At 69.0% G+C, this 24,505-nt stretch carries 26 protein-coding genes and 1 pseudogene; 8 read left to right on the top strand and 19 right to left on the bottom strand.

All coding sequences use genetic code 11. The features are described from left to right. Position 1: 1 nt before the first annotated feature. The 5 genes from ACAM55_RS22195 to ACAM55_RS22175 all read right to left on the bottom strand — a co-directional run bounded on the left by ACAM55_RS22195 (position 2) and on the right by ACAM55_RS22175 (position 3,958). Positions 2–127, bottom strand: a complete 126-nt coding sequence (locus tag ACAM55_RS22195; RefSeq protein WP_369653591.1) for a hypothetical protein — start codon at positions 125–127, stop codon at positions 2–4. A 60-nt stretch (positions 128–187) separates the two neighbouring features. Beyond that, the gene (locus ACAM55_RS22190; RefSeq protein WP_369653590.1) at positions 188–820 is read right to left on the bottom strand and encodes a YceI family protein; all 633 of its coding nucleotides are present in this window, start codon (positions 818–820) and stop codon (positions 188–190) included. A 58-nt stretch (positions 821–878) separates the two neighbouring features. Continuing rightward, a complete protein-coding gene (locus ACAM55_RS22185; RefSeq protein ID WP_369653589.1) occupies positions 879–1,457 on the bottom strand; it encodes a YceI family protein in 579 nt (192 codons plus the stop codon). An 11-nt stretch (positions 1,458–1,468) separates the two neighbouring features. Further along, a complete protein-coding gene (locus ACAM55_RS22180) occupies positions 1,469–2,068 on the bottom strand; it encodes a cytochrome b (protein WP_369653588.1) in 600 nt (199 codons plus the stop codon). A gap of 90 nt (positions 2,069–2,158) precedes the next feature. Continuing rightward, complete coding sequence (locus tag ACAM55_RS22175) at positions 2,159–3,958, bottom strand: hybrid sensor histidine kinase/response regulator (RefSeq protein ID WP_369653587.1); 1,800 nt, start codon at positions 3,956–3,958, stop codon at positions 2,159–2,161. Positions 3,959–4,041: 83 nt separating this feature from the next. On the opposite strand from ACAM55_RS22175, the gene ACAM55_RS22170 reads away from it, so the two are divergent. Further along, positions 4,042–5,286 carry a class I SAM-dependent RNA methyltransferase gene (locus ACAM55_RS22170; protein WP_369653586.1) on the top strand — a complete coding sequence of 415 codons (1,245 nt, stop codon included), beginning with the start codon at positions 4,042–4,044 and terminating at the stop codon, positions 5,284–5,286. 24 nt (positions 5,287–5,310) lie between these two features. Here ACAM55_RS22170 and ACAM55_RS22165 read toward each other — a convergent pair whose 3' ends face one another. After that, positions 5,311–5,733: a surface-adhesin E family protein gene (locus ACAM55_RS22165; RefSeq protein ID WP_369653585.1), complete on the bottom strand. Its 423-nt coding sequence runs from the start codon at positions 5,731–5,733 to the stop codon at positions 5,311–5,313. A gap of 123 nt (positions 5,734–5,856) precedes the next feature. Between ACAM55_RS22165 and ACAM55_RS22160 the strand changes: the two genes are divergently transcribed. Continuing rightward, positions 5,857–6,300, top strand: a complete 444-nt coding sequence (locus ACAM55_RS22160) for a putative toxin-antitoxin system toxin component, PIN family (protein WP_369656456.1) — start codon at positions 5,857–5,859, stop codon at positions 6,298–6,300. Here the strand turns inward: ACAM55_RS22160 and ACAM55_RS22155 are convergent. Both ACAM55_RS22155 and ACAM55_RS22150 read right to left on the bottom strand, forming a co-directional pair. Next, positions 6,297–7,217, bottom strand: a complete 921-nt coding sequence (locus ACAM55_RS22155) for a hypothetical protein (RefSeq protein ID WP_369653584.1) — start codon at positions 7,215–7,217, stop codon at positions 6,297–6,299. The genes ACAM55_RS22160 and ACAM55_RS22155 overlap by 4 nt on opposite strands. Beyond that, positions 7,214–8,911, bottom strand: a complete 1,698-nt coding sequence (locus ACAM55_RS22150) for an FMN-binding glutamate synthase family protein (protein WP_369653583.1) — start codon at positions 8,909–8,911, stop codon at positions 7,214–7,216. The genes ACAM55_RS22155 and ACAM55_RS22150 overlap by 4 nt, the downstream gene beginning before the upstream one ends. Before the next feature lie 57 nt (positions 8,912–8,968). Between ACAM55_RS22150 and ACAM55_RS22145 the strand changes: the two genes are divergently transcribed. Both ACAM55_RS22145 and ACAM55_RS22140 read left to right on the top strand, forming a co-directional pair. Further along, a complete protein-coding gene (locus ACAM55_RS22145) occupies positions 8,969–9,751 on the top strand; it encodes a UPF0149 family protein (protein WP_369653582.1) in 783 nt (260 codons plus the stop codon). Positions 9,752–9,797: 46 nt separating this feature from the next. Next, complete coding sequence (locus ACAM55_RS22140; RefSeq protein ID WP_369656455.1) at positions 9,798–10,985, top strand: nitrate/nitrite transporter; 1,188 nt, start codon at positions 9,798–9,800, stop codon at positions 10,983–10,985. On the opposite strand, the gene ACAM55_RS22135 is transcribed toward ACAM55_RS22140, so the two are convergent. The 4 genes from ACAM55_RS22135 to ACAM55_RS22120 are packed head-to-tail and all read right to left on the bottom strand — an operon-like array spanning position 10,975 to position 12,857. Next, entirely contained in the window at positions 10,975–11,289 is a 315-nt protein-coding gene (locus tag ACAM55_RS22135; RefSeq protein WP_369653581.1) for a GNAT family N-acetyltransferase, read from the bottom strand. The genes ACAM55_RS22140 and ACAM55_RS22135 overlap by 11 nt on opposite strands. Next, complete coding sequence (locus ACAM55_RS22130) at positions 11,286–11,780, bottom strand: nuclear transport factor 2 family protein (protein WP_369653580.1); 495 nt, start codon at positions 11,778–11,780, stop codon at positions 11,286–11,288. Before ACAM55_RS22130 ends, ACAM55_RS22135 begins: the two co-directional genes overlap by 4 nt. A gap of 1 nt (position 11,781) precedes the next feature. Next, entirely contained in the window at positions 11,782–12,336 is a 555-nt protein-coding gene (locus tag ACAM55_RS22125) for a CinA family protein (protein ID WP_369653579.1), read from the bottom strand. Further along, positions 12,330–12,857 carry a phosphatidylglycerophosphatase A gene (locus ACAM55_RS22120; RefSeq protein WP_369653578.1) on the bottom strand — a complete coding sequence of 176 codons (528 nt, stop codon included), beginning with the start codon at positions 12,855–12,857 and terminating at the stop codon, positions 12,330–12,332. The genes ACAM55_RS22125 and ACAM55_RS22120 overlap by 7 nt, the downstream gene beginning before the upstream one ends. A 187-nt stretch (positions 12,858–13,044) precedes the next feature. On the opposite strand from ACAM55_RS22120, the gene ACAM55_RS22115 reads away from it, so the two are divergent. Then, positions 13,045–14,523, top strand: a complete 1,479-nt coding sequence (locus ACAM55_RS22115; RefSeq protein WP_369653577.1) for an MFS transporter — start codon at positions 13,045–13,047, stop codon at positions 14,521–14,523. 13 nt (positions 14,524–14,536) lie between these two features. Here the strand turns inward: ACAM55_RS22115 and ACAM55_RS22110 are convergent, their stop codons facing one another. Together ACAM55_RS22110 and ACAM55_RS22105 are read right to left on the bottom strand one after the other, a co-directional pair. Continuing rightward, positions 14,537–16,240, bottom strand: coding sequence for an FAD-dependent oxidoreductase (locus ACAM55_RS22110; protein ID WP_369653576.1), 1,704 nt, complete (start codon positions 16,238–16,240; stop codon positions 14,537–14,539). Positions 16,241–16,255: 15 nt separating this feature from the next. Beyond that, the gene (locus ACAM55_RS22105; RefSeq protein ID WP_369653575.1) at positions 16,256–17,266 is read right to left on the bottom strand and encodes a Bug family tripartite tricarboxylate transporter substrate binding protein; all 1,011 of its coding nucleotides are present in this window, start codon (positions 17,264–17,266) and stop codon (positions 16,256–16,258) included. 102 nt (positions 17,267–17,368) lie between these two features. Here ACAM55_RS22105 and ACAM55_RS22100 point away from each other — a divergent pair, with 102 nt between their 5' ends. Both ACAM55_RS22100 and ACAM55_RS22095 read left to right on the top strand, forming a co-directional pair. Further along, positions 17,369–18,265 (top strand): LysR family transcriptional regulator, encoded by an 897-nt coding sequence (locus ACAM55_RS22100; RefSeq protein WP_369653574.1) that lies wholly within the window; start codon positions 17,369–17,371, stop codon positions 18,263–18,265. Positions 18,266–18,352: 87 nt separating this feature from the next. Then, positions 18,353–19,063: a DUF3053 domain-containing protein gene (locus tag ACAM55_RS22095; RefSeq protein WP_369653573.1), complete on the top strand. Its 711-nt coding sequence runs from the start codon at positions 18,353–18,355 to the stop codon at positions 19,061–19,063. On the opposite strand, the gene thiL is transcribed toward ACAM55_RS22095, so the two are convergent. Both thiL and ACAM55_RS22085 read right to left on the bottom strand, forming a co-directional pair. After that, positions 19,064–20,023 (bottom strand): thiamine-phosphate kinase, encoded by a 960-nt coding sequence (gene thiL, locus ACAM55_RS22090; protein WP_369653572.1) that lies wholly within the window; start codon positions 20,021–20,023, stop codon positions 19,064–19,066. A gap of 25 nt (positions 20,024–20,048) precedes the next feature. Further along, positions 20,049–20,678, bottom strand: coding sequence for an isochorismatase family protein (locus ACAM55_RS22085; protein ID WP_369653571.1), 630 nt, complete (start codon positions 20,676–20,678; stop codon positions 20,049–20,051). A 105-nt stretch (positions 20,679–20,783) separates the two neighbouring features. Here ACAM55_RS22085 and ACAM55_RS22080 point away from each other — a divergent pair, with 105 nt between their 5' ends. Further along, positions 20,784–21,761 carry a GlxA family transcriptional regulator gene (locus ACAM55_RS22080; RefSeq protein WP_369653570.1) on the top strand — a complete coding sequence of 326 codons (978 nt, stop codon included), beginning with the start codon at positions 20,784–20,786 and terminating at the stop codon, positions 21,759–21,761. Between the two features lie 6 nt (positions 21,762–21,767). Here ACAM55_RS22080 and ACAM55_RS22075 read toward each other — a convergent pair whose 3' ends face one another. The 3 genes and pseudogenes from ACAM55_RS22075 to ACAM55_RS22065 form a co-directional block, all read right to left on the bottom strand. Continuing rightward, the gene (locus tag ACAM55_RS22075) at positions 21,768–22,997 is read right to left on the bottom strand and encodes a YbdK family carboxylate-amine ligase (RefSeq protein WP_369653569.1); all 1,230 of its coding nucleotides are present in this window, start codon (positions 22,995–22,997) and stop codon (positions 21,768–21,770) included. Beyond that, positions 22,994–24,265, bottom strand: coding sequence for a cation:proton antiporter (locus tag ACAM55_RS22070; protein WP_369653568.1), 1,272 nt, complete (start codon positions 24,263–24,265; stop codon positions 22,994–22,996). Before ACAM55_RS22070 ends, ACAM55_RS22075 begins: the two co-directional genes overlap by 4 nt. Then, positions 24,262–24,454: pseudogene (locus tag ACAM55_RS22065) on the bottom strand (hypothetical protein); the annotation flags it as partial. The pseudogene ACAM55_RS22065 and the gene ACAM55_RS22070, both read right to left, overlap by 4 nt. Between the last annotated feature and the right edge of the window lie 51 nt (positions 24,455–24,505).

Here is a 24,505-nt window from a genome sequence, read left to right as displayed (position 1 = left end):
CTCAGCTTGCGCGCACGCCCGACAGCAGCTTGAGGCCCAGCAGCACCATCACGCCGCCGGCCGCGCGGTCGATCCAGGCCTTGTAGCGCAGGTAGGCCGACCGCAGCGCCGCCGCAATCGCAAACACGCCACCATCGCGCCCGCGATGCCCAGCAGTGCAACCGTGATGTCGGTCATGATTTCTTGGTTATTGCTGCACGTTGACGGCTTCGACCTGCACCAGCAGCTTCACCTTGTTCTCGAAGCCGAAGTTCAAGCCCCAGGTGATGCCCCAGTCGCTGCGCTGCACCGTGGTCTCGAAGTCGCCGCCGCAGACCTGGCGGTTGATGAGCGGGTTCAGGTAGCAGTTGAAGCGCACGGCCTTGAGTGTGACCGGTTTGGTCTGGCCCATCAGCGTGAGCGTGCCCGGCACGTCGACCACCTTGTCGCCGTTGAATTCGATGCGGTCCGCCACGAAGCGGCCGGTCGGAAACTCGGCCACGTTGAAGAAATCCTTGCTTTGCACGTGGCGGTTGAGCAGGTCGACGCCGGTGTTGATGGAGCTGATGTCCATCGTGATGTCGACCCTGCCGCTGCTGCCGGTGCCGTCGATCTGCACCGAACCGTCCTTGGTGCTGAAGCGGCCGCGGTTGGTGGTGGTGCCGTAGTGCCCCATCTCGTACATCACGAAGGTGTGGGTCGGGTCGATCACGTAGCTGGCGTTCTTCACCGGGCCGCCCGCGGGCCTGGCGGCGACGGGCGGTGCCGTGTACTCCTGCGCCGGGGCGGGAGTGGCAATGGTCGCTGCAGACAGCGCGGCAGCGAGGAAGAGCTTCTTCATGGCAATGGGCGTGCTTGGCGTGAAAACGAAATCGAAAAAAAGAAAGAAAAGCGGCGGCTCAAAGCGGACCGAGGCCAGCGAGCGTGAACTTGAAGCGAACCTGCACGTCGTTGCCGATCACCGAGGTGTCGGTCCATTCGCCGTCGCCCACCTTGTAGTCGAGCCGCTGGATCGTAAAGCTTCCGGTGGCCACCGCGTAGCCGCCCGATGGCGCAATGGTCACCGGCACCGTGACCTGCCGCGAAATGTTCTTGATGGTGAGCTTGCCCGCCATCTCGAACCGGCCTTCGCCCAGCGCCTTGATGGCGCTCGACTGGAAGCTGGCCTGCGGAAAATGTCCGGTGTCGAACCACGGGGCCTTGGGCAGTTCGGCGTCGCTCATCGGCACGCCGAGCGATGCGCTCGCCGTGTCGATCTGCAGCGCGACGGTGCCGCCTTCGGGCTTCCGCGGGTCGAATGCCACCTGCGCGTCGAACTTCTTGAACGTGCCTTCCACCGGCACGCCCATCTGCTTGCTGACGAAGGCGATCTGGCTCTTGTCGGCCACGAGCCGGGTCGCCGTTGCGGGCTCGGCGCCCGCGGGCGACAGGGCGGCGAACGCGGCGGCCGCGAGAAAGAGACGGAAGACTCGGTTCATCTGGCGGATTCCTAGCGTGGCGCGGGCCACATGCGTTTCAGGATGCCGTCGCGGTCGATCCAGTGGTGCTTGAGCACCGCCGCCACGTGCAGCAGCGCCACCGCGGCCAGCGTGAACGCGCTGCCCTTGTGCAGCGGCTTCAGCACGGCCTCGGCCAGTTCCTTGTCGACCGGCATGAAGTCCGGCAGCGGCAGCACGCCGAACCACACGACCGGAAACCCGAGCGCCGAACTGTAGGCCCAGCCGAACAGCGGCACCGCGAGGAACAGCAGGTACATCAGCGCATGGCTCGCCCGGTAGCCGGTGCGCTGCCAGCGCGGCATGGCCGCCGCCGCATGCGACGGCAATGGCGGCGGCGGATGGCGCAGCCGCCACAGCAGCCGCAGGGCCGACAGCAGCAGGATCGTCACCCCGGCCCATTTGTGCCAGTTGTAGAGCTTGATGCGGGCCGGCGAGAGCGGCAGGCCGGTCATGTAGAGGCCGACACCGAGCGAGCCGACGATCATGGCCGCGAGCAGCCAGTGCAGCGCCATGGCCACCGGGCCATAGCGCAGGTCGGCGGGCGTTTCGGCAATGGCGGTGGCGGAAGATGGAGGTGTGTCGGCAGGCATCGGAAGCAGGACCAGCGGCCTGTGCGCGGAGCATATATCGGAAGCGGCGAAGGCACCGCACGAGCCGTGCCAGGCGCACGGCCGGCGGGGTCAGCGCCGCGATGAGGCCTGCTGCGCCTGCAGCAGCACGGCATGCAGCTCGGCCGGCTGCACCGGCTTGCGCAGCGCATGCCAGCCGCGCTCCGCGGCCAACCGATGGGTGGCTTCGCCGATGTCGGCCGAGATCAGCGCAATGGTGAGCGACGGCTTCTGCCGCTGCAGCCGTTCTGCCAGCGCGATGCCGTCGAGCCCGCCCGGCAGCCGGATGTCGCACAGCGCCGCGTCGAGCGCGCGCAGGTCGGCCAGCGCCAGCGCCTCGGCCGCGCTGCCGTAGACGCGCGGCGCAAGCTGCCATTGCCTCAGCAGCGCACTGAGGCTGTCGGCCACCACGGCGTTGTCTTCCACCACCAGGACGGCGAGGCCCGGCTGCAATGCGCGCGCCGCCGCGTCGGACGGCGGCGGCGCCAGCGGCGAAGGAGCCGGCGGCACCGGCGCATCGGCAGGTGCCGCGGGCAGCTCGAATCCGAACACCGAGCCGCGCCCCGGCGCCGAGCGCAGCGACACCTCGATGCCGAGCTGCCCGGCCAGCCTCCGCACGATCGCCAGGCCCAGCCCGTGGCCGCGCTGCAGGTTGCGCTCGACATTGCCGACCTGCTCGAAGTCGCCGAACACCCGCTCATGCGAATCCGCCGCAATGCCGATGCCGCTGTCGCGCACCTCGACGCGCCAGGCGCGCCCGGTGTCGCGCCGGCGCGCCCGCACCGCCAGCAGCACCCGGCCGCGCGGCGTGAACTTGACGGCGTTGTCGACCAGGTTGGCCAGCACGCGGCGCAGCGAGACGGCATCGGCCCAGGCCACCGCATCCGCGGGGCAGCGCAGCCTGACGCGGCCGTGGCCGAGCTGGCGCGCCAGCTCGCGCAGCAGCGGCGCCAGCGACACCGCCACCGGCTGCAGCGGATCGGCCGCCGCCTCGATGCGGCCGATTTCGAGCAGCTGGTTGGTGAGGCCTTCGAGCGCCTGCTGCGCCCGCGCGAGCGACGCCACCGTGTGCTGCACCAGCGGCGCGTCGGCGCCGTTGTTCAGCTGCTGGCGCAGCACCTCGGCCTGCAGGCCGATGGCCATCACCGGCTGGCGCAGGTCGTGGTTGGCTGCCGAGAAGAAGCGCAGCCGCTCGGCCTGGGCCCGTTCGGAGGCGCGCAGGCCGGCCAGCGCCTGCTCGCGCAGGTTGCGCTCGTTGAGGCGCAGGCCGATGTTTTCTTCGAGCTGGCGCGAGCGTTCGGCCACCAGCTTCCACATCATCGCGGTCAGGCCGATGCCGATGACCGACACGGCCATCATCGTCGGTGCGCCGAGCCACAGCCCGGTGAGGATCACGGGCGCCAGCAGCAGCGTGATCGCCAGCTGCGTGGCCGGCGTGTAGAACGAGACCGAGAACGCCGACGAGAGCGTCATTCCCATCAGCATCAGCCCGAGGAGCAGCTGCTGCTCGGCGTGGCCCGTGTTGAACAGCAGCACGCCGGCCAGGCCGTGCGCCAGCTCCCAGATGCCGGTGCGCACGGTGTGCAGGCGCTGCGCCTGGCGCAAACTCTCGGGCGTGATGGGATCGGGCAGGCGCTGGGGAAAGAAGCCGCGCATGACCGTCACCAACGTGATCAGCGAGATCCACACCAGTGCATGAGCGAGCGAGTATTGCCAGGCGAAGAGGGCCGCCACGCTGCAGTTCAGCAGGTATTGCACCAGCAGCACCGGGCCGATGGGGCGGACGGAGAGCCGCAGCACCTCGCACTCGATCGCAAAGCGGTCGTTCCCGGCAACAACCGGAGCAACCATGGGCGCGGTGGTGGAATTCATCGGCCGAGCCACTATATAGAGAAGCGGCCGGGGCGGCGACAATGGCGTTTCCCCAGCCGGCCGATGATGATGGCAAACCCCTTGTGAACGATCTTTCTCTTTTCCTGCCTTGCGCCGCCGGCGTCGAGGAATTCCTGGCGCAGGAAGTCCATGCGCTCACAGGCCGCGTCGGGCAAGACCTGCTCACCCTGCGCGGCGGCGTGCGGGTGCGCGCCGAATGGCGCGACGCGCTCAAGCTCAACCTGCACAGCCGGCTCGCGCAGCGCGTGCTGGTCGAACTGGCCCATGCGCCCTACCGCAGCGAGAACGACCTGTACGCCATCGCGAGCGGCGTGGCCTGGGAGATCTGGTTCACGCCCAAGCAGACCTTCAAGATCGAGACCACGGCGCAGCACAGCCCGCTGCAGAGCCTGAACTTCGCCACGCTGCGCATCAAGGACGCGATTGCCGACCGCTTCCGCGCCAAGGCCAACGGCGTGCGCCCCAGCATCGAGACGCAGTGGCCCGACTGCCGCGTGTTCGCCCACCTGACCACCGAGCACTGCACGCTCTACATCGACACGTCGGGCGAGCCGCTCTTCAAGCGCGGCTGGCGGCAGGACAAGGGCGATGCGCCGCTGAAGGAAACGCTGGCCGCCGCCATGCTGGCCGCCAGTGGCTGGTGGAACCCCGAAACCGGCCAGGTGGCCGCCGAGCCGCTGTACGACCCCTGCTGCGGCAGCGGCACCATCGCCATCGAGGCGGCGCAGATTGCGCGCGGCATCCCGGCCGGATCGCTGCGGCGCTTCGGCTTCGAGAAGCTGCTGCCGTTTCAGGCCCACGTGTGGGAGGCGATCAGGAAAGACGCCCAATCCTCGGGCACCGTGCGAGAAGTCGCGATCTTCGGCTCCGACGTTTCGCACCGCATGGTCGACTTTGCCGAACGCAACGCGGAGCGCGCGGGCGTCGCCGAGGCCATCGAATTCCGCGGCGGCGACGCGCTGCAGCGCATGCCGCCCGCCGGGGGCGGTGTGATCATGCTCAACCCGCCCTACGGTGAGCGGATCGAGGTCGGCGGCGTGGCGCGCTTCGGCGCCCGCGAGGCCGCGCAGACGCCCGGCAACGGAGAGGGCGGCGGCGAAGGCGGGGACGGCGGCGAGTTCTTTCCGCAACTCGCCACGCACTGGAAGAAGAACTACCCCGGCTGGACCGCCTGGGTGCTCACGCCCGACCTGAAACTGCCCAAGCGCATGCGGCTCAAGGAGTCGCGCCGCGTGCCGATGTGGAACGGGCCCATCGAATGCCGCCTGTTCCGCTTCGACATGGTGGCCGGTTCGGCCAGAAAGTAGGCAGGCCGGCGATCCGGCGCAGGGTTACTTCGCGCCCACGCCGCACGCTGCGTTCACCGTCCTGGCCGCCAGGTCCCCCGGCAGGCCGTCGAATTTCATCGGACGGACATCGGTTTCGTCGAACTCCAGCACCGCCATCGCCGGCCCGACGAAGTTCGGCTGCCCGAAGTAGGTGGCGCTCACGTAGCGTGCCTTGCGGGCCTCGCAATCCACGCTCGCCTTTGCCGTGACAGACCGGAACTTGAGTCCCTCCTGGCTGGTACGGGGCTCGGCCAGGCTGATCCGCACCGCCACCAGCCGCTTGCTTCCGTCCACCACCACGCTGGTGGGGTCGACCTGCACATAGCTGTTGGTCGCCTCCCCGGCCGAGCCAGCCAGGGTGAGCCACTCCGCATGGGCCAGCGGGCCGGCCAAAAGGGCGAGCAGCAGCAGGGAAGGTCGTTTCATCATCGGAAGTTTCGAAAGGCGCCGGCCACGGCCCGCGCGGCAGATTGTGAATGGACGATACCGTTTGCGCCTGGCGATGGCGCATGGTGCAACATCGGGGTTATTCCAAACGCACGAATTTTCATTTCTCCGGAAGAAGCAAACGCCGCGCCGGGCGCCTTCGTTGTCATCGACACCAACATCGCGCTCGATCTGCTGGTGTTCGACAACCCCGACTGCCTGCCGCTGGCCGCCGCTCTTGCGGCCTGCGAATTGCGCTGGCTGGCGACCGCCGCCATGCGCAACGAGCTTGCGCGGGTGCTCGGCTATCCGCTCATCGCGGCCCGGCTGGCGCGCAGGAACCTGGCGGCAGAGGCCGTTCTGGCGGCCTTCGACGAGCGCGTGCAACTGGTTGCGGAGGCGCCGCCACGCGCCCCTTGCGTCTGCAAGGACCCGGACGACCAGGTCTTCATCGACCTGGCGGTCGCGCGGCGCGCACGGCTGCTCAGCAAGGACCAGGCCGTGCTGACCATGCGCAAGCGCCTCGCGGCGCAAGGCGTGGTGGTGCAGGCGGTGCTGGCGCTCTAACTGGAGGAGGCCGAAGCCGGCGGCGCGCCGTGCCAGCGCCCCAGGAGCCGCGCCACCGCGCGCACGCGCTGCGTGTCGCGGCCCCAGCGGCGGCTGGCCGGCAGGCGCTGGGCCCATTTCATGCGCCGCGCCGCCTCGGCGATGCGCTGGCGCACCTCCTCGCCCACCTCGGCGAGCGCGGCGTGCCAGTGCTGGCCGGCGGCTTCGGGTGCGGCGGCCTCCAGCATCATGGCCGTGGAGTGCAGGTAGCTGAGCCAGTCGCGCGCCTGGCACTCGGCCAGCGTCATCACTTCAGCCGGGTCGTCCTCGAAGTCGATGTAGCCGATGACCCCATCGGGGCACTGCACGAGGTTGCGGTCGAAGGCCTGGCTCAGGTGCTGGCCGCGCACATGCACCTGTGCGATCGCGGCCAGCCCCTCGCGCCAGACCGCCAGCAGCGCGGCGGGCCCGGCCGCCGCAGCCTGGTCGAGCCGCTCCTGCAGCACGACGGTGCTGCGGCCACTCTCGCCAAGATCCGAAATCAGCAGACCGTCCGGCTGCTGCGCCAGCACCGCGGGCACGCGCAGGCCCGCGGCCGCCAATTGCCTGAGGCGCCGGGCCTCGGTGGCAATGGCCGCTTCGCCGCCCGGATTGGGCACCGGCTTGATGATGTCCAGCCGCGCCATGCGCGCGACCGCCGCCATCACGCGGTAGCCCCACTTGCCATGGCGCGGGCCGGCCTTCTTGAGCCACACGCGCTCGCTGCCCAGGCGGTGGCTGGCCACGTTCTTCTGCTGCTTGGGCAGCGTGATGCGCAAGAACTCGGCGTAGTCGCCAGGGGCCGGCGCAAAGGGCTGCGCGTCGAGGGGCGCGGGCGCCGAGGCCGCACCCTTGGCGCCCTGCAGCCGCGCCGAAGCGCCGCGTCGCAAGGGGTTCATGCGGCCAGCGCGAGATTCGACACCAGGCCGTGCGGCCCCTGTGTCACAGGCTGAAAACTCTCGGCACTGGCCAGCGGCCAGTAGGTGCGGAACACGTTGTGCTGCTTGTCGAGCGGGCCGAGCAGGGCGCCCGGCTGCACCTGCATCACCAGGTTGCTCAGCAGCCGCACCTCGGTGTCGGAGATGCGCCGCACGATGTGGTGCGCGGTAATTTGCTGCGGATGGTCGAGGCCGGCGGCCTGCACCAGCTCCTGCAGCGCATGCAGCGTGCTGCGGTGGAAGTTGCGAACGCGGTCGGCCTTGGTCGGCACCACCAGCGCCTGCTGGCGCACCGGGTCCTGCGTGGTCACGCCCGTGGGGCAATGGCCCGTGTGGCAGCTTTGCGCCTGGATGCAACCCAGGGCCATCATGAAGCCTCGCGCCGCGTTGCACCAGTCGGCGCCGAGCGCCATCATGCGTGCCACGTCGAACGCCGTGATCACCTTGCCGGCGCAACCCAGCTTGATGCGGTGGCGCAGGTTCACGCCAATCAGCGTGTTGTGCACCAGCAGCAGGCCCTCCTGCAGCGGCGCGCCCACGTGGTCGCTGAACTCGACCGGCGCAGCGCCCGTGCCGCCCTCGGCGCCGTCCACCACGATGAAGTCGGGCGTGATGCCCGTCGCCTGCATGGCCTTGACGATCGCGAACCATTCCCACGGATGGCCGAGGCAGAACTTGAACCCCGTGGGCTTGCCGCCCGACAGCTCGCGCAGCCTGGCGATGAAATGCATCATCTCGACCGGCGTGGAGAACGCGCTGTGCGACGAGGGCGAGATGCAGTCCACGCCTACCCGCACGCCCCGCGCGGCCGCGATCTCGGGCGTGACCTTGGGCGCGGGCAGCACGCCGCCGTGCCCGGGCTTGGCGCCCTGGCTCAGCTTGATTTCGATCATCTTCACCTGCGGATCGCGCGCGTTGGCGCTGAAACGCTCGGCGTTGAAGCTGCCGTCCTCGTTGCGGCAGCCGAAGTAGCCCGAGCCGATCTCCCAGATCAGGTCGCCGCCATGCACGCGGTGGTGCTGCGAAATGGAGCCTTCGCCGGTGTCGTGGGCAAAGCCGCCCATCTTCGCGCCCTGGTTGAGCGCGAGGATCGCGTTGGCCGACAGCGCGCCGAAGCTCATGGCCGAGATGTTGAATACGCTCGCGCTGTAAGGTTGAGTACAGACCTGTGCAGGGTTGGCCTCCGCCGGCTGCGGCGTGCCGCCGATCACGATGCGGAAATCGTGGTTTTCCAGGCGGGTCGGCTGCATGGAGTGGTTGATCCACTCGTAGCCCGCAATCGTCACGTTGAGCTGCGTGCCGAAAGGGCGGTTGTCGGGGTCGCCCTTGGCGCGCTGGTACACCAGCGAGCGCTGCGCGCGCGAAAACGGCGCCGCCTCGGAATCGCTCTCGATGAAGTACTGGCGCATTTCCGGCCGGATGAATTCCAGCAGGAAGCGCAGGTGGCCGATCACCGGATAGTTGCGCAGGATGGCGTGGCGCGTCTGCCGCAGGTCGTGCACGCCGGTGCCGCTGAGTGCCGCAAAAACCACCAGCGCCACCCAGGCGGCCCACAGGTGCGGGGACGCCAGCACGGCGACCAGGCTGGCGGCCAGGCCCGCCACACACAGGGCAAAGGCGCTGTAACGCGTTGGAAACGGAATAATCGTGGGCATGGAGATGAGTGGACTGCCGGAGCCTGCTGCATCATAGAGGGCTGCCCCGAACTTGCCATGACGACCACCAACGACACCCCCCAGGCCGCAGCGCCCGCTTCCACCCCCCTCGGCCCCGACGATTTCGACGCCCTCGACCAGGCGCTCGACGCCATGCGCGAGCATGACGAGGAAATTCCCCAGTGGGAGTTCTGCGAAGGCTTCATGGCCGCGCTGATCTGCACCCGCCGGCCCATCGAGCCGGCCGAATACTGGCCCGTGCTGCTGGGCGATGGCTTCGTGCCGGCCCAGCACATGGAGTTCGTCTGGAACTGGAAGCGCCGCTGGCTCGAAATCGAGGAAGGCCTGGACGCCGACGTGCAGTCGCTCGACGACGAGCGCAGCTGGCAGCCCGAAGTGCTCGACACCCGCGGCGCCATTGCCTCGCTGCCCGAGGAAGAGCGCGCCGCGGTCGAGGGCGAGGAAATTCCCTCCTTCGCGCAGGTCTGGGCGCTGGGCTTCATGTACGCGGTCGAAAACTGGCCGGAAGACTGGGCCGCTCCGCGCGACAAGGAAGCCGCGCAGATGCTGGACGACGCGCTCGACAACATCGTGGCGCTGACCGAGGACGACAAGGCCAAGCCCACGCTCTCGATGTTCAGCGACGACGGCCCGCCCAGCGTGAGCCAGCAGCGGCTGGACGATTTCGGCGCCGCCATCTGGGCCGTGTACGACCTGCGCCAGCTCTGGAAGAGCCTGGGCCCGAAGGTCGAGACCCTCCGCAAGGAGGCGACCCCCGGCCGCAACGATCCCTGCCCCTGCGGCAGCGGAAAAAAGTACAAGAAGTGCCACGGTGCCTGACACCGGGCCGGCCACCGCACCGCTGACAACGCGTGCGGCGTGGGCCATGGTGCTCGCGCTTTGCGCCGGCGTGGCGCTGAGCCAGGCCTTCCGCACCGTGGGCGCCATCATGGCGAGCCCGCTGCAGGCCGACTTCAGGCTCTCGGCCCAGGCGCTCGGCATTTTCTCGGGCGCTTTTCATTTCGCCTTCGGCGCGATGCAGCTCTTCATGGGCATCGGCATCGACCTGCACGGCGTGCGGCGCACGGTGCTGGTGGCTTTTCCGGTCGCCATCGCGGGGGCGCTGCTGTCGGCGGTGTCCTCGAGCTACCTGGTCCTGGTCGCGGGGCAGGCGCTGATCGGCATCGGCTGCGCACCGGCCTTCCTGGTCTGCACCGTGTTCATCGCGCGGCACTTTCCGGCGGCCCGCTTTGCCACCGTGTCGGGCCTGGTGCTGGCCATCGGCGGCCTCGGCATGCTGGCCACCGGCACGCCGCTCGCATGGCTGGTGCAGGCGTATTCCTGGCGCGCCGGGTTCCTGGTGCTGGCCGTGGCCTCGGCGTTGGCGTGGCTCGCGATCTGGCACTGGGTGCACGAGCCCGCGTCGGCCGTTCCACGGGCGAACGAATCCATTCCCGAGGCCATCCGCCAGTTCGGCGCACTGCTCGCCATGCCGCACACGCTGGGCATCGTCCTGCTCGGCGCAGTGACCTACGCCGCGTTCATCTCGCTGCGCGGCTTGTGGCTCGGGCCGCTCATGATGGAGCGCCACGGCTACTCGCTGGTGCAGAGCGGCAACGTCGCGCTGGCGGTGTCGGTGATCTCGCTCTTCGGCGCACCGCTGTTCGGGCGCCTGGACCGCGACGGCCCTGCGCGCCGCCGCTGGATCGTGGCCTGCGCGCTCGGCTATGCGGGCCTGTTCGCGCTCATCGCCTTCACGCATTCGGCCTGGCTCGACATCGGCGGCATGGTGCTCATCGGCGTGCTCTCGGGTTTCATCGTCTGGCAATACGCCGACGTGCGCGTGGCCTACCCGGTCACGCTCACGGGCCGCGCAATGGCGGTGTTCACCATGGCGATGTTCCTCGGTGTGGCGCTCATGCAGTGGGGCACCGGCATCGCGGCCTCGGTGGCCGCGGCGCATGGCGGCGATCCGCTCACGGCCGTGCTGGCCACCATCGCCCTGCTGCTGGTGCTGGGCATCGCGGCCTTCGCATGGCTGCCCGCGCCGAAGGCCGAAGCCCTCAGATCTTGAAGGCGCGCTGGATGTCGGGCCGCACGAGGTCGGCGTATTCGCGGTGCTTGCGGATGTAGCCCGCGATGAACTGGCACACCGGGATCACGTGCAGGCCCTTGGCGCGCGCCTCGCCGAGCACGTGCCGCGCAATGCCGGAGCCCACGCCCTTGCCCTCGTGCTCGGGCAGCACTTCGGTGTGGGTGAACATGATGGCGTCGGTCAGCAGGTTGTATTCGGCGTACGCCGCGAGCTGGCCCTCGAGCTTGGCTTCGTAGCGGTGCTGGGCTTCGTTGTTGGTGATGACGAGGTTGCTGTTGCTCATGGTTGGCGTGCAAGGTAAGTGGCGAGGTTGGCGGCCGCGGTGGCGCGCACCTTGTTGCGCAGCATCGGCGTCCAGCCAAGCAGAAGACCGGGGGCGCCCAAGGCCTGGCGCGACCACGTCCAGAATGGAAAGCTGTCGCGCTGCGTGGCAATCAACCCCTCGGGCGTGAAGCCGAAGCGCGAATCGACGCTGTTGTCCACCAGCCGGCCGGTGGCGCTGAATCGGTAGTGCGCGTCCCAATGGGCCTGGCCGCTCGTTTCGTCGGCGCGCACGTCGCGCCAGGTCAGGCGCCAGACGTCGGCGCCCTTGGCCCGGGTGGCATCGCACAGCATGCGCCACATGCCGCCCACCTGGCGCCGGCCGCGCAGCGAAAAGGCCTCGTCGTCGAATGCCGCGTCGCTGGCATAGCAGGCCGCCATGGCGGGGGCATCGAGCCTGGAAAAAGCCTCGTAGAGGCGCTCGATGGTCTGGGCATTGGCTGCTGCTGTCATGTCATGGGGCCTCTTTTGTTGTGTCGGGATGCGGGCCGAGCAGGCCCACCAATGTCTGGAGCGCGTAGTGCACCGTGGCCGCGCGCACGGCGGCGCGGTCGCCCTCGAAGCGGCGGCGCTCGGTGCGAACCTGCCCGCCGACCGACCAGCCGAACCACACGGTGCCGACCGGCTTCTCGGGGCTGCCGCCGGTCGGGCCGGCCACGCCGGTCACGGCCACCGCGGCATGGGCCTGCGAGCGCGCGATGGCCCCTTCGGCCATGGCACGCGCCACGGGCTCGCTGACCGCGCCATGGGCCTCGATCAGGCGCGCATCGACGCCGAGCAACTCGGTCTTGGCCGCATTCGAATAGGTGACGAAGCCGCGCTCGAACCATGTGCTGGAGCCCGCGAGTTCGGTGCACGCGCCCGCAATGAGCCCGCCGGTGCAGCTTTCGGCCGTGGCCAGCATCCAGCCTTTTTTCAGCAGCAGGTCGGCCGTGGCCGCCACCAGCGCAGGCGTGGCCTGGTCGGCAAGAAAGTTCGGCGGGGTCGAGGGCTCCATGAGGTTCACCATGCGCGCCAGAGCGCAATGACCAGCAGCGTGCAGGACGCCGCCACCAGGTCGTCCAGGATGATGCCGAAGCCCGCGCGCCACCAGCGCACCTCGGTGGCATCGCGTTGCTTGAACAACCCATCGGCCCAGGCCACCGGGCCGGGCTTGGCGGCGTCGAAGAAGCGGAACAGCCCGAACGCGATGACCTGCGCGAGCAGGCCCGCCGGCGTGACGAGCCAGAGCACGATCCAGAACGCGATCACCTCGTCCCACACGATGCTGCCTGGGTCCGCCACGCCCATGTCGCGTGCCGTGACGCTGCAGGCCCACCAGCCGATGGGCAGGGAGGCCAGGATGACCCAGCCGATGGTGGCGGGCGAGAGCCACAGCTGCATCACGGCAAAGGCCGCCCAGGCCCACAGCGTGCCGACGGTGCCGGGCGCGATGCGCGGCAGCCCGGAGCCGAAGCCCAGGGCGATGAAATGCGCCGGGTGGGACAGCAGGAAGCCTGCCGTCGGGCGGTGGGGCGTGGCTTGCGGCATGGCGCCTGCGGAGGAAGAAGGGCTGGGAGAAGGGGAAGAAGCAGCTTGCATCAAGGCCAGAGTGTCGCGCATTCGCGAGCCTGTCCAAGACCCTCTATTTATCAAAGTAATAGCTTGTTTAATTCAGGACTCGGGCCTAGTATCCGGGCCTTGCTTGCTCCCGATCGCCCGCCACGGACCGCGCCAAATGACCAGTGCCTCATCCGACTCCCCTGCCGTTGCCGACCGTTCCCCGCGGCTGCGCCCGCCGCCCGCCACCACCACCTGGAGCGAGGTGTTCAGCGGGCGCAACGGCTGGCGCGCAGTGGCATTGACGGGCGGCGTCGCGCTTCATGCGGTCAACGTGCACATCGTGACCACCGTGCTGCCGTCGGTAGTGAACGAAATCGGCGGGCTCGACTGGTATGCCTGGAGCACCACGCTGTTCGTGGTGGGGTCGATCCTCGGCGCCACGCTGTCCGTGCGGCTGCTCGCCAGGCTGGGACCGCGCGGCGCGTGCCTGGCGGCGCTGGCGGCGTTCACCGCGGGCTCGATGGCGTGCGCGCTCGCACCGGCCATGCCCTGGCTGCTGGCGGGCCGCACCGTGCAGGGGCTGGGCGGCGGCTTGCTCGCGGCGCTGAGCTATGCGCTCATCCAACTGGTGTTCGCGCCGCGGCTGTGGCCTCGCGCGGTGGCGCTGGTGTCGGGCATGTGGGGCGTGGCCACGCTCTGCGGGCCGGCGGTGGGCGGCCTGTTCGCGCAGGCGGGGCACTGGCGCTGGGCCTTCTGGTCGCTGCTGCCGCTGGCGGCGCTGCAGGGGCTCCTGGTCATGGTGCAGCTGCGGCCCGCGGCCGGCGTACGGCACGAGCGCGCGGCCCGCATGCCGCGCATCCCCGCAGCGCAGATCGGTTTGCTGGCGGCATCGGTGCTGGTGATCGCGGCGAGCGAGTTCCTGCCGGCGCTCGCCTGGCAGGCCGCCGGCGTGGCGCTGGGGCTGGCGATCGGCGTGGCCGCCACGCGGATCGACCGGAGTGCCGCGGTGCGGCTGCTGCCCACCGGCGCCTATGCGGTGCGTGCGCCGATGGGCGCCATCTATGCGAGCGTGGTGCTGCTCCTGATCGGCACCACCACCGAGATCTTCGTGCCGTACTTCCTGCAGTTGCTGCACGGCCATTCGCCGCTGTCGGCAGGCTATCTCACGGCCGCGATGGCCGGCGGCTGGAGCGTGGGTTCGCTGCTGTCGTCGGGGCGCAGCGGCGCGGGCGCCGACCGCATGCTGCGCGCCGGGCCGGTGGCCTGCACGCTGGGGCTTGCCGCGCTCGCGCTGCTGCTGCCGGCGCCCGGCCGCCCGGCGCCGGGGCTCGAGGCCTTGCTGGCCGGCGTCGCCTTGGCGGCCGTCGGGCTGGGCGTGGGCATCGGATGGCCGCACCTGGTCACGCGCGTGATGTCGCTCGCGCCGGCCGGGCAGGAAGGCCTGGCATCTGCCTCGATCACGACCGTGCAGCTCTACGGCATGGCGGTGGGTGCGGCGGTGGCGGGGCTGGTGGCAAACGCAGCCGGCCTGTCGGAGCCGGGCGGTGCCGCGGGCGCCCGATCGGCCGCGCTTTGGCTGTTCGCGAGCTTTGCAGTCGCGCCCGCGCTGGCGGCAGGGCTGGTTGCCCGCTTCGTTGCGCCGCGGCGCCGCTGACGGACAGTGCCGTTCAGGCCACCACGCCTTCCCATCGGAGCTGCCGCCTGTGGCCCGCAAGGCGCCGTGCTTCCCCGCGCAGCAGCGCCACCAGCTCGTAGGCATCGGGCGGCACGTGGGCGCCGCGCCAGGCCACATGCTGGTCGGCGCGGCACAGCACCAGGCGGTGCATGTAGGCGCGCGGCACGTCCGCGGCGTCGATGTCGACCACGGCCAGCGGCATGCCGTAGGCGCGTGCCGCGCGTTCGAGCGCCGACACGTCCGCGCTGCGGTCGAAGCGCAGCAGCGTGTAGCCCGGGCCGAACGCGTCGTAGAGCGAGCGGCCGTCGGCCAGCCAGAAATGCGGCGCGCGGCAGCCCGGCACGGTCGAAGGGGCGAAGCCGCCCATCGAATAGGCCGGCGGCGCGTGCTCGCCATCGGCCACGATGATCGGCGAGCCGCTGTAGAAGTAGCCGAAATTCAGGCCCGCGCAGCAGAACTGCTGCACGTTGAGTTCGTAGGCCTCGCGTCCGATCTCGGCGCGCAGCGCGTCGCCTTCGGGGCCGGGCGCCTCGATGTCCTGCGGCACGGCGCGGCGCGCGCGGATCATCTTCTGCGCATGGTCCATCGCGAAGTTCGACACCTGCTCTGTGATCGGCAGGCGCTCGGCTTCGTACGCATCGAGAATGCCTTCGTCGCCCCAGCCCCGCACGCACGCCGCGAGCAGCCACGAGAGGTTGAGCGCATCGGCAATGCCTGCGTTCATGCCGTAGCCCGCGTACGGCACCCACAGGTGCGCCGCGTCGCCCGCCAGGAACACGCGACCCTCGCGGAACCGGTTGGCCACCAGGCGGCGGCCGACCCAGTCTTCCTTGCTGACGACCTCGTACGAGAACTCGGGCCCGACGCCCAGGATGTTGCGCAGCGCCTGGTCGCGATCGACCGAATCGAACTCGGGCTCCTCGGCGTTCAGGTGGTTGTGCACCAGCCAGGTCTCATGTCCGTCGATGGCGAACATCGTGCCGCAGCGGCGAGGGTTCATCGCGTAGTAGGACCAGGCCAGCTTGCCCGGAATCAGCGCGCGCAGCTGCGGTGCGCGGATGAGGGTCGACTGCACGCGCTGGACCACGGCCATGCCCTCCAGCCTGGCGCCGATCTGCTTGCGCACCGCAGAACCGCCGCCGTCGCAGCCCACCAGGTAGCGGCCGCGGATATGGCGTGTCGCGTGGCTGTCGAGATCGGTTGCCGCCGCGCTCACGCCATCGCTGTCCTGCGTGAACGCCGTGAACTGGGTGCGGTTGAGCAGCTGCACGCCGGGCAGTGCTGCCGCGTGCCTGAGCAGGATCGGCTCCAGGTAGATCTGGTTAATGCGGTGCGGCGGTTCGGGCGTCGGCCACCAGGCGTCGGGCCCTTGGGTCTCGGTGTAGCGGTCGTGCCGGCACGGAATGGGAATGCGCGCGAGCTCCATGCCCACAACGCTGGTGCGAAACGCCACGTCGTTGGGGTAGTCCGCGGGCAGCCCCGCATCGCGCAGCTGCTGCGCCACGCCTAGGCGGCGGAACTGCTCCATGGTGCGCGAGGAGACATGGTTGCACTTCACGCTCGGCGCTTCGGCAAAACGGCGGGTTTCGCAGAGGATCACCGAGACGCCGTGCGAGGCCAGGTCCATCGCGAGCGTGAGCCCCACCGGGCCGGCGCCGACGATCAGCACGTCGGCATCGAGGGTCTTGTCTGTCATGGCTTCTCCGGGCATTCAGTCCAGCTTGATGCGGGCGTCTTGGATCACCTTGGCCCACTTCTTCGTTTCGGCGCGAATGTAGGCATCGAAGGCCTCGGGCGAGCCGGGCGCGGGCTCCACGCCGAGGTTGCGCATCGCGGCCCTGTTCTGTTCGTCCGCCAGTGCGGCATTGATCTCGGCATTGAGCCTTGCCACCACGGCGGCGGGCGTGCCTGCGGGCGCCACCACGCCGAACCAGCCGGTCGAGTCATAGCCGGGCAGGCCGGCCTCGGCCACCGTCGGTACGTCGGGCAGCATTGGAAGCCGCCCGGGGCTCGTCACCGCGAAAGCGATCAGCTTGCCCGCCTTGATCTGCTGCAGCGCCGAGGGCAGGTCGACCATCGCGAGCGGAATCTGGCCCGCCAGCGCATCGAGCGCCGCCGGCCCGGAGCCGCGGTAGGGCACTTCCACCAGCTTGATGTCGGCCATCTGCGAAAACAGCGCGGCCGACAGGTGCATGGCCGTGCCGTTGCCGCCATGCCCCACGGAGAGCGAGCCCGGCCTGGCTTTCGCAAGTGCGATCAGTTCGGCCTGCGTCCTGGCGCCCACGGAGGGGTGCCCGACGATCACGAAGGGAATGGCCGCGAGCATGCCCACCGGCTTGAAGTCCTTGAGCGGATCGAAGGGCATCTGCGGATACAGGCTGGTGTTGGCCGACAGCGCACCGGCCGCGCCCACGCCCAGCGTGTAGCCGTCGCCCGGCGCCTTGGCCACCAGCGAAAGCCCCACGTTGCCGCCGGCGCCGGGCCGGTTGTCCACCACCACCTGCTGGCCGAGCTTCTCGTTCAGCCGGGGCACCAGCATGCGCACCACGCCGTCTGCGCTGCCTCCGGGCGGAAAGGTCACCACCATGCGAATGGGCTTGTTCGGAAAGTCGCCGGCCGGGGACTGCGCGAGCGAGGGGCCGGCGAAGAGCGCGCAGGCCGCAGCCAGCAACATCTGCCGGCGAAGTCCGTGGTGCGCCCTGCGAGGCATCGTTGCCGTCATCGCGTCCCCTTGATGTCATGTAGTTTTGTTTTGATGGGGATTGAACGATGCCGGAATTCATTCGTAAATCAAGAAATTCAGAATGAAATATCATCTTTTCTGATGAATGCGAACTTCAGTCCTACGATCCGCCAGCTGCGCGCCTTTCTGGCGGTTTATCAGCTGCGCAAGCTCAGCGCGGCGGCGCAGCGGCTCTTCGTGACCCAGTCGGCGGTGAGCATGCTGATCCGCCAGCTGGAAGAGGGACTGGGCACGCGGCTGTTCGACCGCACCACGCGCTCGCTCAAGCCCACGGCCGCGGCGGAAGAAATGCTCGCCACAGTCGAGCGCGTGCTGCGCGACGTCGATTCGCTCTCGGCCGACTTTCGCGAACTGGCCACGCTCGAGCGCGGACGCGTGACCCTGGCCATCACGCCGACGCTGGCCTCGATGCTGCTGCCCGATGCGCTGCGCATATTCAGCCAGCAGCATCCCAAGGTGCGCGTGCTGGTCAACGACTGCGCGCCGGACCAGTTCATTTCGCGCATCCTCGGCGAGCATGTGGACTTCGGCATCGGCACGCCCGAGCGGCCCGGCGCCGAGGTCGAGACAGAGCGCCTGATGCGCGACCACCTCGCGCTGGTGTGCCGCAGCGACCATCCGTTGGCCAAGGCGCGCGTGGTGCGCTGGACCGATCTCGGCCGCCACCCTGTCATCACCGTGCGTCCCGGCTATGGCGTGCGGCCGCTCATCGACGGCACCGCGGCCGAGGCCGGCGTGGCGCTGGACGTGGTGAACGAGGTGTCGTTCCTCTCGACTGCGCTGTGGATGACGGCCTGCGGCATGGGCGCGTCGATCATGCCCTCGGCCTTTGCACGGGCCGCGGGCGATCCGTCGCTGGTGATCAAGATGCTCAGCGCACCGCGCGTGGCGCGCGACATCTCGGTGGTGACCAAGCGCGGGCATTCGCTGTCGGCCGCGGCGCGCAGCTTCATCGACGTGCTGAAGCAATCGCTCTAGGCCTTTGCCATGCCGTCCGATGTATTCGCCGGGGCTGCCGGCCATCGTATGCTCGACGGCTCATTCTCAAGCGAAGGCATGGTCATCATGAAAAGAACCCTGGTCCGTTTCAACGCCTTGTGGCTGTGCCTCGCATTCAGCGTGCTGCTCGCGGCCTGCGGCAGCAAGGAAGCGGAACAACGCACCGCCTTCATCGGCTTCCTGCAGACCCGCGTGCTCGACAAGCCGGGCCTGCGCGTGCCCACGCTCACCGCGGACGAGAAAGCCTCTTTCGGCGACTATGCGCAGCACTACGCGGTGATTGCCGATTTCAATGAAGGCATGAACAAGTCGGTCGGCCAGCCGATGAGTCAGGTGATGGCCAAGGGCGCGTTGCGATCGGTGGCCGACCTGGCATCGCGCCGCGACGACCTCAAGGCGGCCAAGGACGGCCTGGGCGGCCTGCGCACCGCGCTCGACCAGGAACTGGCCAAGGCCGACGCCGCGCATGCCAGGCTCAAGCAGCCGGACGACCTGAAGCAGGTTTACGACAAGGCCTATGAAAAGACCGTCGCGGCACCGGCCGCCACCTTCAAGGAGGTTTTCCCTGCGCTCGATTCCGTGTTCGACGGCGCGCTCGCGGTGGGCGACTACATCGAAAAGAACAAGTCGAAGATCCAGGTGTCGGGCGCATCCATGACCGTGAGCGATCCGGCCGTGCAGGCGGAACTCAACAGGATGCTGCAGGACCTCAATGGCCATTCGAAGGCCATCAACGCGGCCCAGACCAAAATGCAGGCCATGGTCCGCGGATCCTGATCACGCGAAGTGGTCGAAGGAGCCGAATCGCTGGGCAATCGGCGCGCCGCTGGCGTCCACGATGCGCAGGCCGGCATCGGCCTCGATGCGGCCGATGCGCGTCACGCGCGTGGCGCTCTCCTTGCCGGCTTGCTCGACCGCGGCGCGCGCTGAAGGCGCCGCGGTGAACACCAGTTCGTAGTCGTCGCCGCCCGAGAGCGCGCAGGTGCGCAGCACGTCGGTGCCGAGGCCCGAGGCCGCGGCGGCGACCACGACGGACACGGCCGCATCGGCGTCAAGCGTGGCGCCCACACGGCTCGAGGCGAGGATGTGGCCCAAGTCGCCGACGAGCCCGTCGCTCACGTCCACTGCCGCTGAAGCCGTGCCGCGCAGGGCCACGCCCAGCGCCACGCGCGGGGTGGGTTGCTCCATGCGCTGCCGTGCCATTGCGAACACATCGGCGGGCATTGCAAGCGTGCCGCGAAACACTTCGAGCGCCAGCCGCGCGTCGCCGAGCGTGCCGCTGATCCAGATATCGTCACCGGCGCGCGCGCCCGAGCGCAGCAATGCCGCACCGGCCGGCACCTCGCCGAACACCGTGATGCAGATGTTGAGCGGGCCGCGCGTGGTGTCGCCGCCCACGAGCTCGCAGCCGTGTTCGTCGGCCAGCGCAAAGAGCCCGCGTGAAAAGCCTTCGAACCAAGGCTCGTCGACACCGGGCAGCGCGAGCGCGAGCGTGAAAGCCAGCGGCTTGGCGCCACAGGCTGCAAGGTCGCTCAGGTTCACCGCCAGCGCCTTGTGGCCGAGCCGCGCCGGATCGACGGTCGAGAGAAAGTGCCGGCCTTCGACCAGCATGTCGGACGACACGGCGAGCTGCATGCCGGGTGCCGGTGCGAGCAGGGCGCAGTCGTCGCCCACGCCCAGCGGAGAGCGCTTGGCGGGGCGTTTGAAGTAGCGTGCGATCAGGTCGAATTCACCCATGGGGCAAGCATAAGCGCTACAACACTCATGCCCGCGCACGCCGGTTCGACATCAGCACGTTGTCCTTCTCGATCGCCTGGCCGGCCCGCATGGCGGCGATCCACGCGTCGGTGCTCGTCACGGCCGCGAAATTGCTGTGGAACACGACGCTGAACACGCGGTGGATCTCCTCGGCGCTGACTTGGCCTGCTGCATTCGAATAAGGCAGCGCGCCGCTCGCGTCCGACAGGAATTCCACGTTCAGCCCCCGATGCATGGCCTCGAACACCGTGGAAGCATCGCAGTTCTGGGTCATATAGCCGGCCACGCTCAGCGTGTCGATCTCATGGCGCGCAAGCCAGTCGGCAAAGTCGGTGCCCGTGAAGACGCTCGGCAATGTCTTCGTCACCAGGTGGTCGCGCGGCCGCCTGGCAATCTCCGGATGCAACTCCCCGTTGCGGGTGTCGGCCTGGAACACCGGGGCGCCCTTGGGTGCATGGTGGCGAACCACCACCACGGGCGTGCCGGCTGCATGGGCTGCATCCATGGCCTTGGCGATGTTCGGCAGCGACTGCTCGACGGGCGGGTATTCGATCGGCAATCCGCCGCCTTCGAAATACTCGTTCTGGACGTCGATCACGACGAGGGCGCGGCGCGGTGCGGGGTTGTTGCTCATGGTGGGGTTGCTCCGTTCATGTGGGTTGTGGAATGACGCTGATTGTTCTCGCAGCGGCTCGTGCGAGAAAGTGGCCCGAAAGCCATTCATCGATAAAATCGGGCCATGAAGAGCAAGCCTGCCGAAACCATCGCCGTCGTGGCCTTCGACGGCATCAGCCCCTTTCACCTGTCCGTGCCGTGCATGGTCTTCGGCGAAGACCGCACGGAGGCGGGCGCCCCGCGTTTCCGTCTCCAGGTATGCGCCGTGGAGCCGGGCCCGCTGCGAACCAACGCGGGCTTCACGCTCGTGGTGCCGCACGGGCTCCAAGCCATCCGGCGGGCGCAGATCGTGGTGGTGCCTTCATGGCGCGACGACGGGCGGCCCGCACCGCCCGCGCTCCTTCGTGCATTGCAGGCGGCCCATCGCCGCGGCGCCATCGTGGTCGGGCTGTGCCTGGGGGCCTTCGTGCTGGCCGAGGCGGGCCTGCTCGACGGCCGCCCGGCCACCACGCACTGGAACCTGGCCGGAGCCTTCGCAAGGCAATATCCGAAGGTCACGCTGCAGCCCGAGGTACTGTATGTCGACGACGGCGACGTGCTCACGTCCGCGGGCACGGCCGCGGGCATCGACTGCTGCCTTCACCTGCTGCGCGTGCGCTACGGCGCCGAGGCCGCGAATCGTGCCGCGCGGCGCATGGTCGTTGCGCCGCACCGCGAGGGCGGGCAGGCCCAGTACATCGAGCGGCCGGTGCCTGCCGCGGCCGAGAGCGACCGCCTCGCGCCGCTGCTCGAATGGCTGGGCCGCCATGTCCACAGCCCGCATGAGCTGGACAGCCTTGCCAGGCGCGCGCTGATGAGCCGGCGCACCTTCACGCGGCGCTTTCGCGAAGCCACGGGCACCACGGTCGGCCAATGGCTGCAGAACCAGCGACTGGCGCTGGCCCAGCGGCTGCTGGAGACCACCGGCCACCCCGTCGAGCGTGTGGCCACCGATGCAGGTTTCGGCTCGGCGGTGTCGCTGCGAAAGCACTTCGTCGCGGCGTTCAAGACCTCGCCCACGGCCTACCGCAGGCAGTTCTCGCAGGAGGCCGTGGCCGCCTGAATCAGGTCAACTAGGCTGCACCGCGGAAGCGCACGCTGCCTGCCGCACCACCTCGGCCAGGAGGCGCTCCTTGCCCTGCTTCTCGCGCAGCCAGCGCGCATCGTTGCGGTTGGCTTCGACGCTGGTGCGCAGCTCACCCAAGGCCTGCGTGGCGTCGAGCGCCTCGCTGTGCCATTCGAGCTGCGTCATCGTCATGAGGATGTGGTCGCGCAGCGGCATGTGCTGGCCGCTGGCGGGGTCCACGTACACCGCATCGAGCCCGAAGCGGCAGGCCTGGAAGCGGTTGTAGGTATAGACGAGGTAGTCGTCTTCCGTCGGCTCGAAAGGCTGCTCCTGCAGGAACCAGGCGGCCAGCGACTGCACGTAGCCAGCGAGCGCGGCGGCGCGCTCGACGGTGAGCGGCGTGTCGAACACGCGGATCTCGATGGTGCCGAACTCGGGCTTGGGCCGGATGTCCCAGTAGAAGTCTTTCATGCTGCGCACGACGCCGGTGCGGGTCATGCGCTCGAAATATGCCTCGAACTCTTTCCAGCTCAAGGTAAAGGGTGCACGCCCCGACAGCGGAAACGCGAACACCGAGTTGAGCCGGGCCGAATCGAACTGCGTGTCCTGCCCCTGCACGAACGGCGACGAGGCCGACAGCGCGATGAAGTGCGGGATGTAGCGCGACATGCGGTGCAGCATCAAGAGCGCCGCGTCGGCATCGGGGCAGCCGATGTGCACGTGCTGGCCGAAGATGGTGAACTGCTTGCTCAGGTAGCCGTAGAGCTCCGACAACTCGCGAAAGCGCGGCTTGTCGTAGATGCGCCGCTCGTGCCATTGCTGGAACGCATGCGTGCCGCCGCCCACCACCGCGATGTTGAGCTTGTCGGCATTCTTGATCAGCGCCTCGCGGATCGGCGAGAGCTGCTTGATCACGTCTTGCGCCGAGTGGCAGATGTCGGTGGAGATCTCGATCATGCTCGAGGTCATCTCGGGCACCACGCTGCCGGGCAGCGGCGTCTGCGCCATCAGCCGCAGCATGTCTTCCGCATAGGGCGCCAGGTCGTAGTCGTGCGTGTTGACGAGCTGGAGCTCGAGCTCCACGCCGAGCGACAGCGCTTCGGAGTGGTTGAAGGGCTCAAGCTTGGCCACGCGGCTCTCTGGGTCCACGGGCAGCGGTGCGGAACGGAAGTCGTCGCTGTCCGCCGCGTTGGACATGTTGGAGTTGTCGGGAAAGGCCATGGCCGCGGTCATCGCTGCGTGTCCTCCGTGGTGCTGAAGGCCTGGGGCGTCCAGGGCACCGAGCTTTCGCCCACCGCGTGGATGGCCACGGTGGCGATCACGGCACCCAGGACTTCCATCAGGAGAATCGAGGGCAGGGCCACCTGCGTGATCATGGTGCCGAGCAATGGCGACGCGGTGGTGAAATTCGAAGCGATGAGCAGCGCGATCGACGACAGCGGCGACATCGCGCAGCCGACCCAGAAAGCCTGGTTCCAGCTCGCGCCGCTGCCCGGGTTGGCAATGGCCACGCCGGCGATCTTGGCGAACAGGCGGATGCCGATCACCGCCAGCACCAAGCTGGCCACCGGCAGGGTCCAGTCGGCCTGCGCCGCCACGATGGACACCAGCACGAACATCAGCATGGTGAGCAGCGACGAGGCCGTGCCGAGCTGCCGCTGCCAGGCCCAGGGCTTGGGGTTGAGCGTCTTGAGCAGCACCCCGCCGATCAGCGCGGCCAGCGGAGCGGAGCCGCCGACGTGGGCCGTGAGGGCGCTGGCGGCCGCGATGAGCGCGAGCAGCAGGATGGAGGTGTTCTCGCTCGTCGGGCTCATGAAGCGCAGGGCCGTGCGCAGCGCCAGCGCCAGGATGCCGCCGATCACGAACGAGAGGCCGAGCACCACCGCCACCGGATAGAGCGTTTGCAGCAGCGTTTGCGGCGCGCGCTCGATCAGGCCCGCCTGCGCATAGCCGAGCGTCAGCGCATAGAAGGTGTTGAGCGTGGCCAGCGTCATCGCGCGCTCGGTCACCGGCCCGGAAGCGCGGGTGTCGATGATTACGCGGCTCAGCACTGCCGGCGAAGCGACGATGGCCATCAGCGCGATGGGGTTGGCCACCGGATCGGGCAGGCCCAGCAACTGCAGCATCCAGAACACGCCGAAGTAGGTGAGCGTGGCTTCGAGCAGGCTTTGCACCAGCACCATCGGGTTGTGGCGGAACCAGCGCAGCGGCAGCCGGCCGCCGGCCTCGAACAGCACCACGGCCGCGCCCAGTTCCAGCAGGAACAGGCTGATGCCGCGCAGCGGCCAGATGGCGCCTTCGAAGCCGGCCAGGCCGACCACCGCGCCGACCGCCGAATAGCCGACCACCTTGGGCAAGCCCAGGTAGCGCTGCACCAGGTGGCCGGAGGCGGCGGCGGCGGCCAGCAGAAGCGACCACAGCACGGTCGGCAGGCCCGCCGAAGGGCGCAGCCACTCGGACCAGAAGCCCAGCAGGTCGTTGAAGAGACTCGTCAGATTCATGCAGGTAGAAAAAAACTGATGGACCGGCTGCGCCAGCGTGCACGGATTGCGCCGCGGATGCGCACGCGGTCACCGAGGTTGACGCTGTGCGCGCGCAGCGCCAGACGAAAAGCGAAATAAAAACCCACGCGCACGTTGAGCGCGCCCATTCCCGGGGATGGACGCCACCGCTCGCCAAAGCGCGGGCTGCCCGGCCGACAGTGTCGCACGGTGCCATCCCGGCGATGCAGGACAAAGGCG

Source organism: Variovorax sp. V213 (genome assembly GCF_041154455.1).
Taxonomy (GTDB): Bacteria; Pseudomonadota; Gammaproteobacteria; order Burkholderiales; family Burkholderiaceae_C; genus Variovorax.
Note: the sequence above shows the minus strand (reverse complement) of the source record. Positions and strands in the feature narration are given on the sequence as shown.

Excerpts from the sequence above, each read along its gene's own strand:
- ACAM55_RS22190 (WP_369653590.1), bottom strand. The coding sequence starts at position 820 with ATGAAGAAGCTCTTCCTCGCTGCCGCGCTGTCTGCAGCGACCATTGCC.
- ACAM55_RS22185 (WP_369653589.1), bottom strand. The coding sequence starts at position 1,457 with ATGAACCGAGTCTTCCGTCTCTTTCTCGCGGCCGCCGCGTTCGCCGCC.
- ACAM55_RS22180 (WP_369653588.1), bottom strand. The coding sequence starts at position 2,068 with ATGCCTGCCGACACACCTCCATCTTCCGCCACCGCCATTGCCGAAACG.
- ACAM55_RS22175 (WP_369653587.1), bottom strand. The coding sequence starts at position 3,958 with ATGAATTCCACCACCGCGCCCATGGTTGCTCCGGTTGTTGCCGGGAAC.
- ACAM55_RS22165 (WP_369653585.1), bottom strand. The coding sequence starts at position 5,733 with ATGAAACGACCTTCCCTGCTGCTGCTCGCCCTTTTGGCCGGCCCGCTG.
- ACAM55_RS22155 (WP_369653584.1), bottom strand. The coding sequence starts at position 7,217 with ATGAACCCCTTGCGACGCGGCGCTTCGGCGCGGCTGCAGGGCGCCAAG.
- ACAM55_RS22150 (WP_369653583.1), bottom strand. The coding sequence starts at position 8,911 with ATGCCCACGATTATTCCGTTTCCAACGCGTTACAGCGCCTTTGCCCTG.
- ACAM55_RS22145 (WP_369653582.1), top strand. The coding sequence starts at position 8,969 with ATGACGACCACCAACGACACCCCCCAGGCCGCAGCGCCCGCTTCCACC.
- ACAM55_RS22140 (WP_369656455.1), top strand. The coding sequence starts at position 9,798 with ATGGTGCTCGCGCTTTGCGCCGGCGTGGCGCTGAGCCAGGCCTTCCGC.
- ACAM55_RS22135 (WP_369653581.1), bottom strand. The coding sequence starts at position 11,289 with ATGAGCAACAGCAACCTCGTCATCACCAACAACGAAGCCCAGCACCGC.
- ACAM55_RS22130 (WP_369653580.1), bottom strand. The coding sequence starts at position 11,780 with ATGACAGCAGCAGCCAATGCCCAGACCATCGAGCGCCTCTACGAGGCT.
- ACAM55_RS22125 (WP_369653579.1), bottom strand. The coding sequence starts at position 12,336 with ATGGTGAACCTCATGGAGCCCTCGACCCCGCCGAACTTTCTTGCCGAC.
- ACAM55_RS22120 (WP_369653578.1), bottom strand. The coding sequence starts at position 12,857 with ATGCCGCAAGCCACGCCCCACCGCCCGACGGCAGGCTTCCTGCTGTCC.
- ACAM55_RS22115 (WP_369653577.1), top strand. The coding sequence starts at position 13,045 with ATGACCAGTGCCTCATCCGACTCCCCTGCCGTTGCCGACCGTTCCCCG.
- ACAM55_RS22110 (WP_369653576.1), bottom strand. The coding sequence starts at position 16,240 with ATGACAGACAAGACCCTCGATGCCGACGTGCTGATCGTCGGCGCCGGC.
- ACAM55_RS22105 (WP_369653575.1), bottom strand. The coding sequence starts at position 17,266 with ATGACGGCAACGATGCCTCGCAGGGCGCACCACGGACTTCGCCGGCAG.
- ACAM55_RS22100 (WP_369653574.1), top strand. The coding sequence starts at position 17,369 with ATGAATGCGAACTTCAGTCCTACGATCCGCCAGCTGCGCGCCTTTCTG.
- ACAM55_RS22095 (WP_369653573.1), top strand. The coding sequence starts at position 18,353 with ATGAAAAGAACCCTGGTCCGTTTCAACGCCTTGTGGCTGTGCCTCGCA.
- thiL (WP_369653572.1), bottom strand. The coding sequence starts at position 20,023 with ATGGGTGAATTCGACCTGATCGCACGCTACTTCAAACGCCCCGCCAAG.
- ACAM55_RS22085 (WP_369653571.1), bottom strand. The coding sequence starts at position 20,678 with ATGAGCAACAACCCCGCACCGCGCCGCGCCCTCGTCGTGATCGACGTC.
- ACAM55_RS22080 (WP_369653570.1), top strand. The coding sequence starts at position 20,784 with ATGAAGAGCAAGCCTGCCGAAACCATCGCCGTCGTGGCCTTCGACGGC.
- ACAM55_RS22075 (WP_369653569.1), bottom strand. The coding sequence starts at position 22,997 with ATGACCGCGGCCATGGCCTTTCCCGACAACTCCAACATGTCCAACGCG.
- ACAM55_RS22070 (WP_369653568.1), bottom strand. The coding sequence starts at position 24,265 with ATGAATCTGACGAGTCTCTTCAACGACCTGCTGGGCTTCTGGTCCGAG.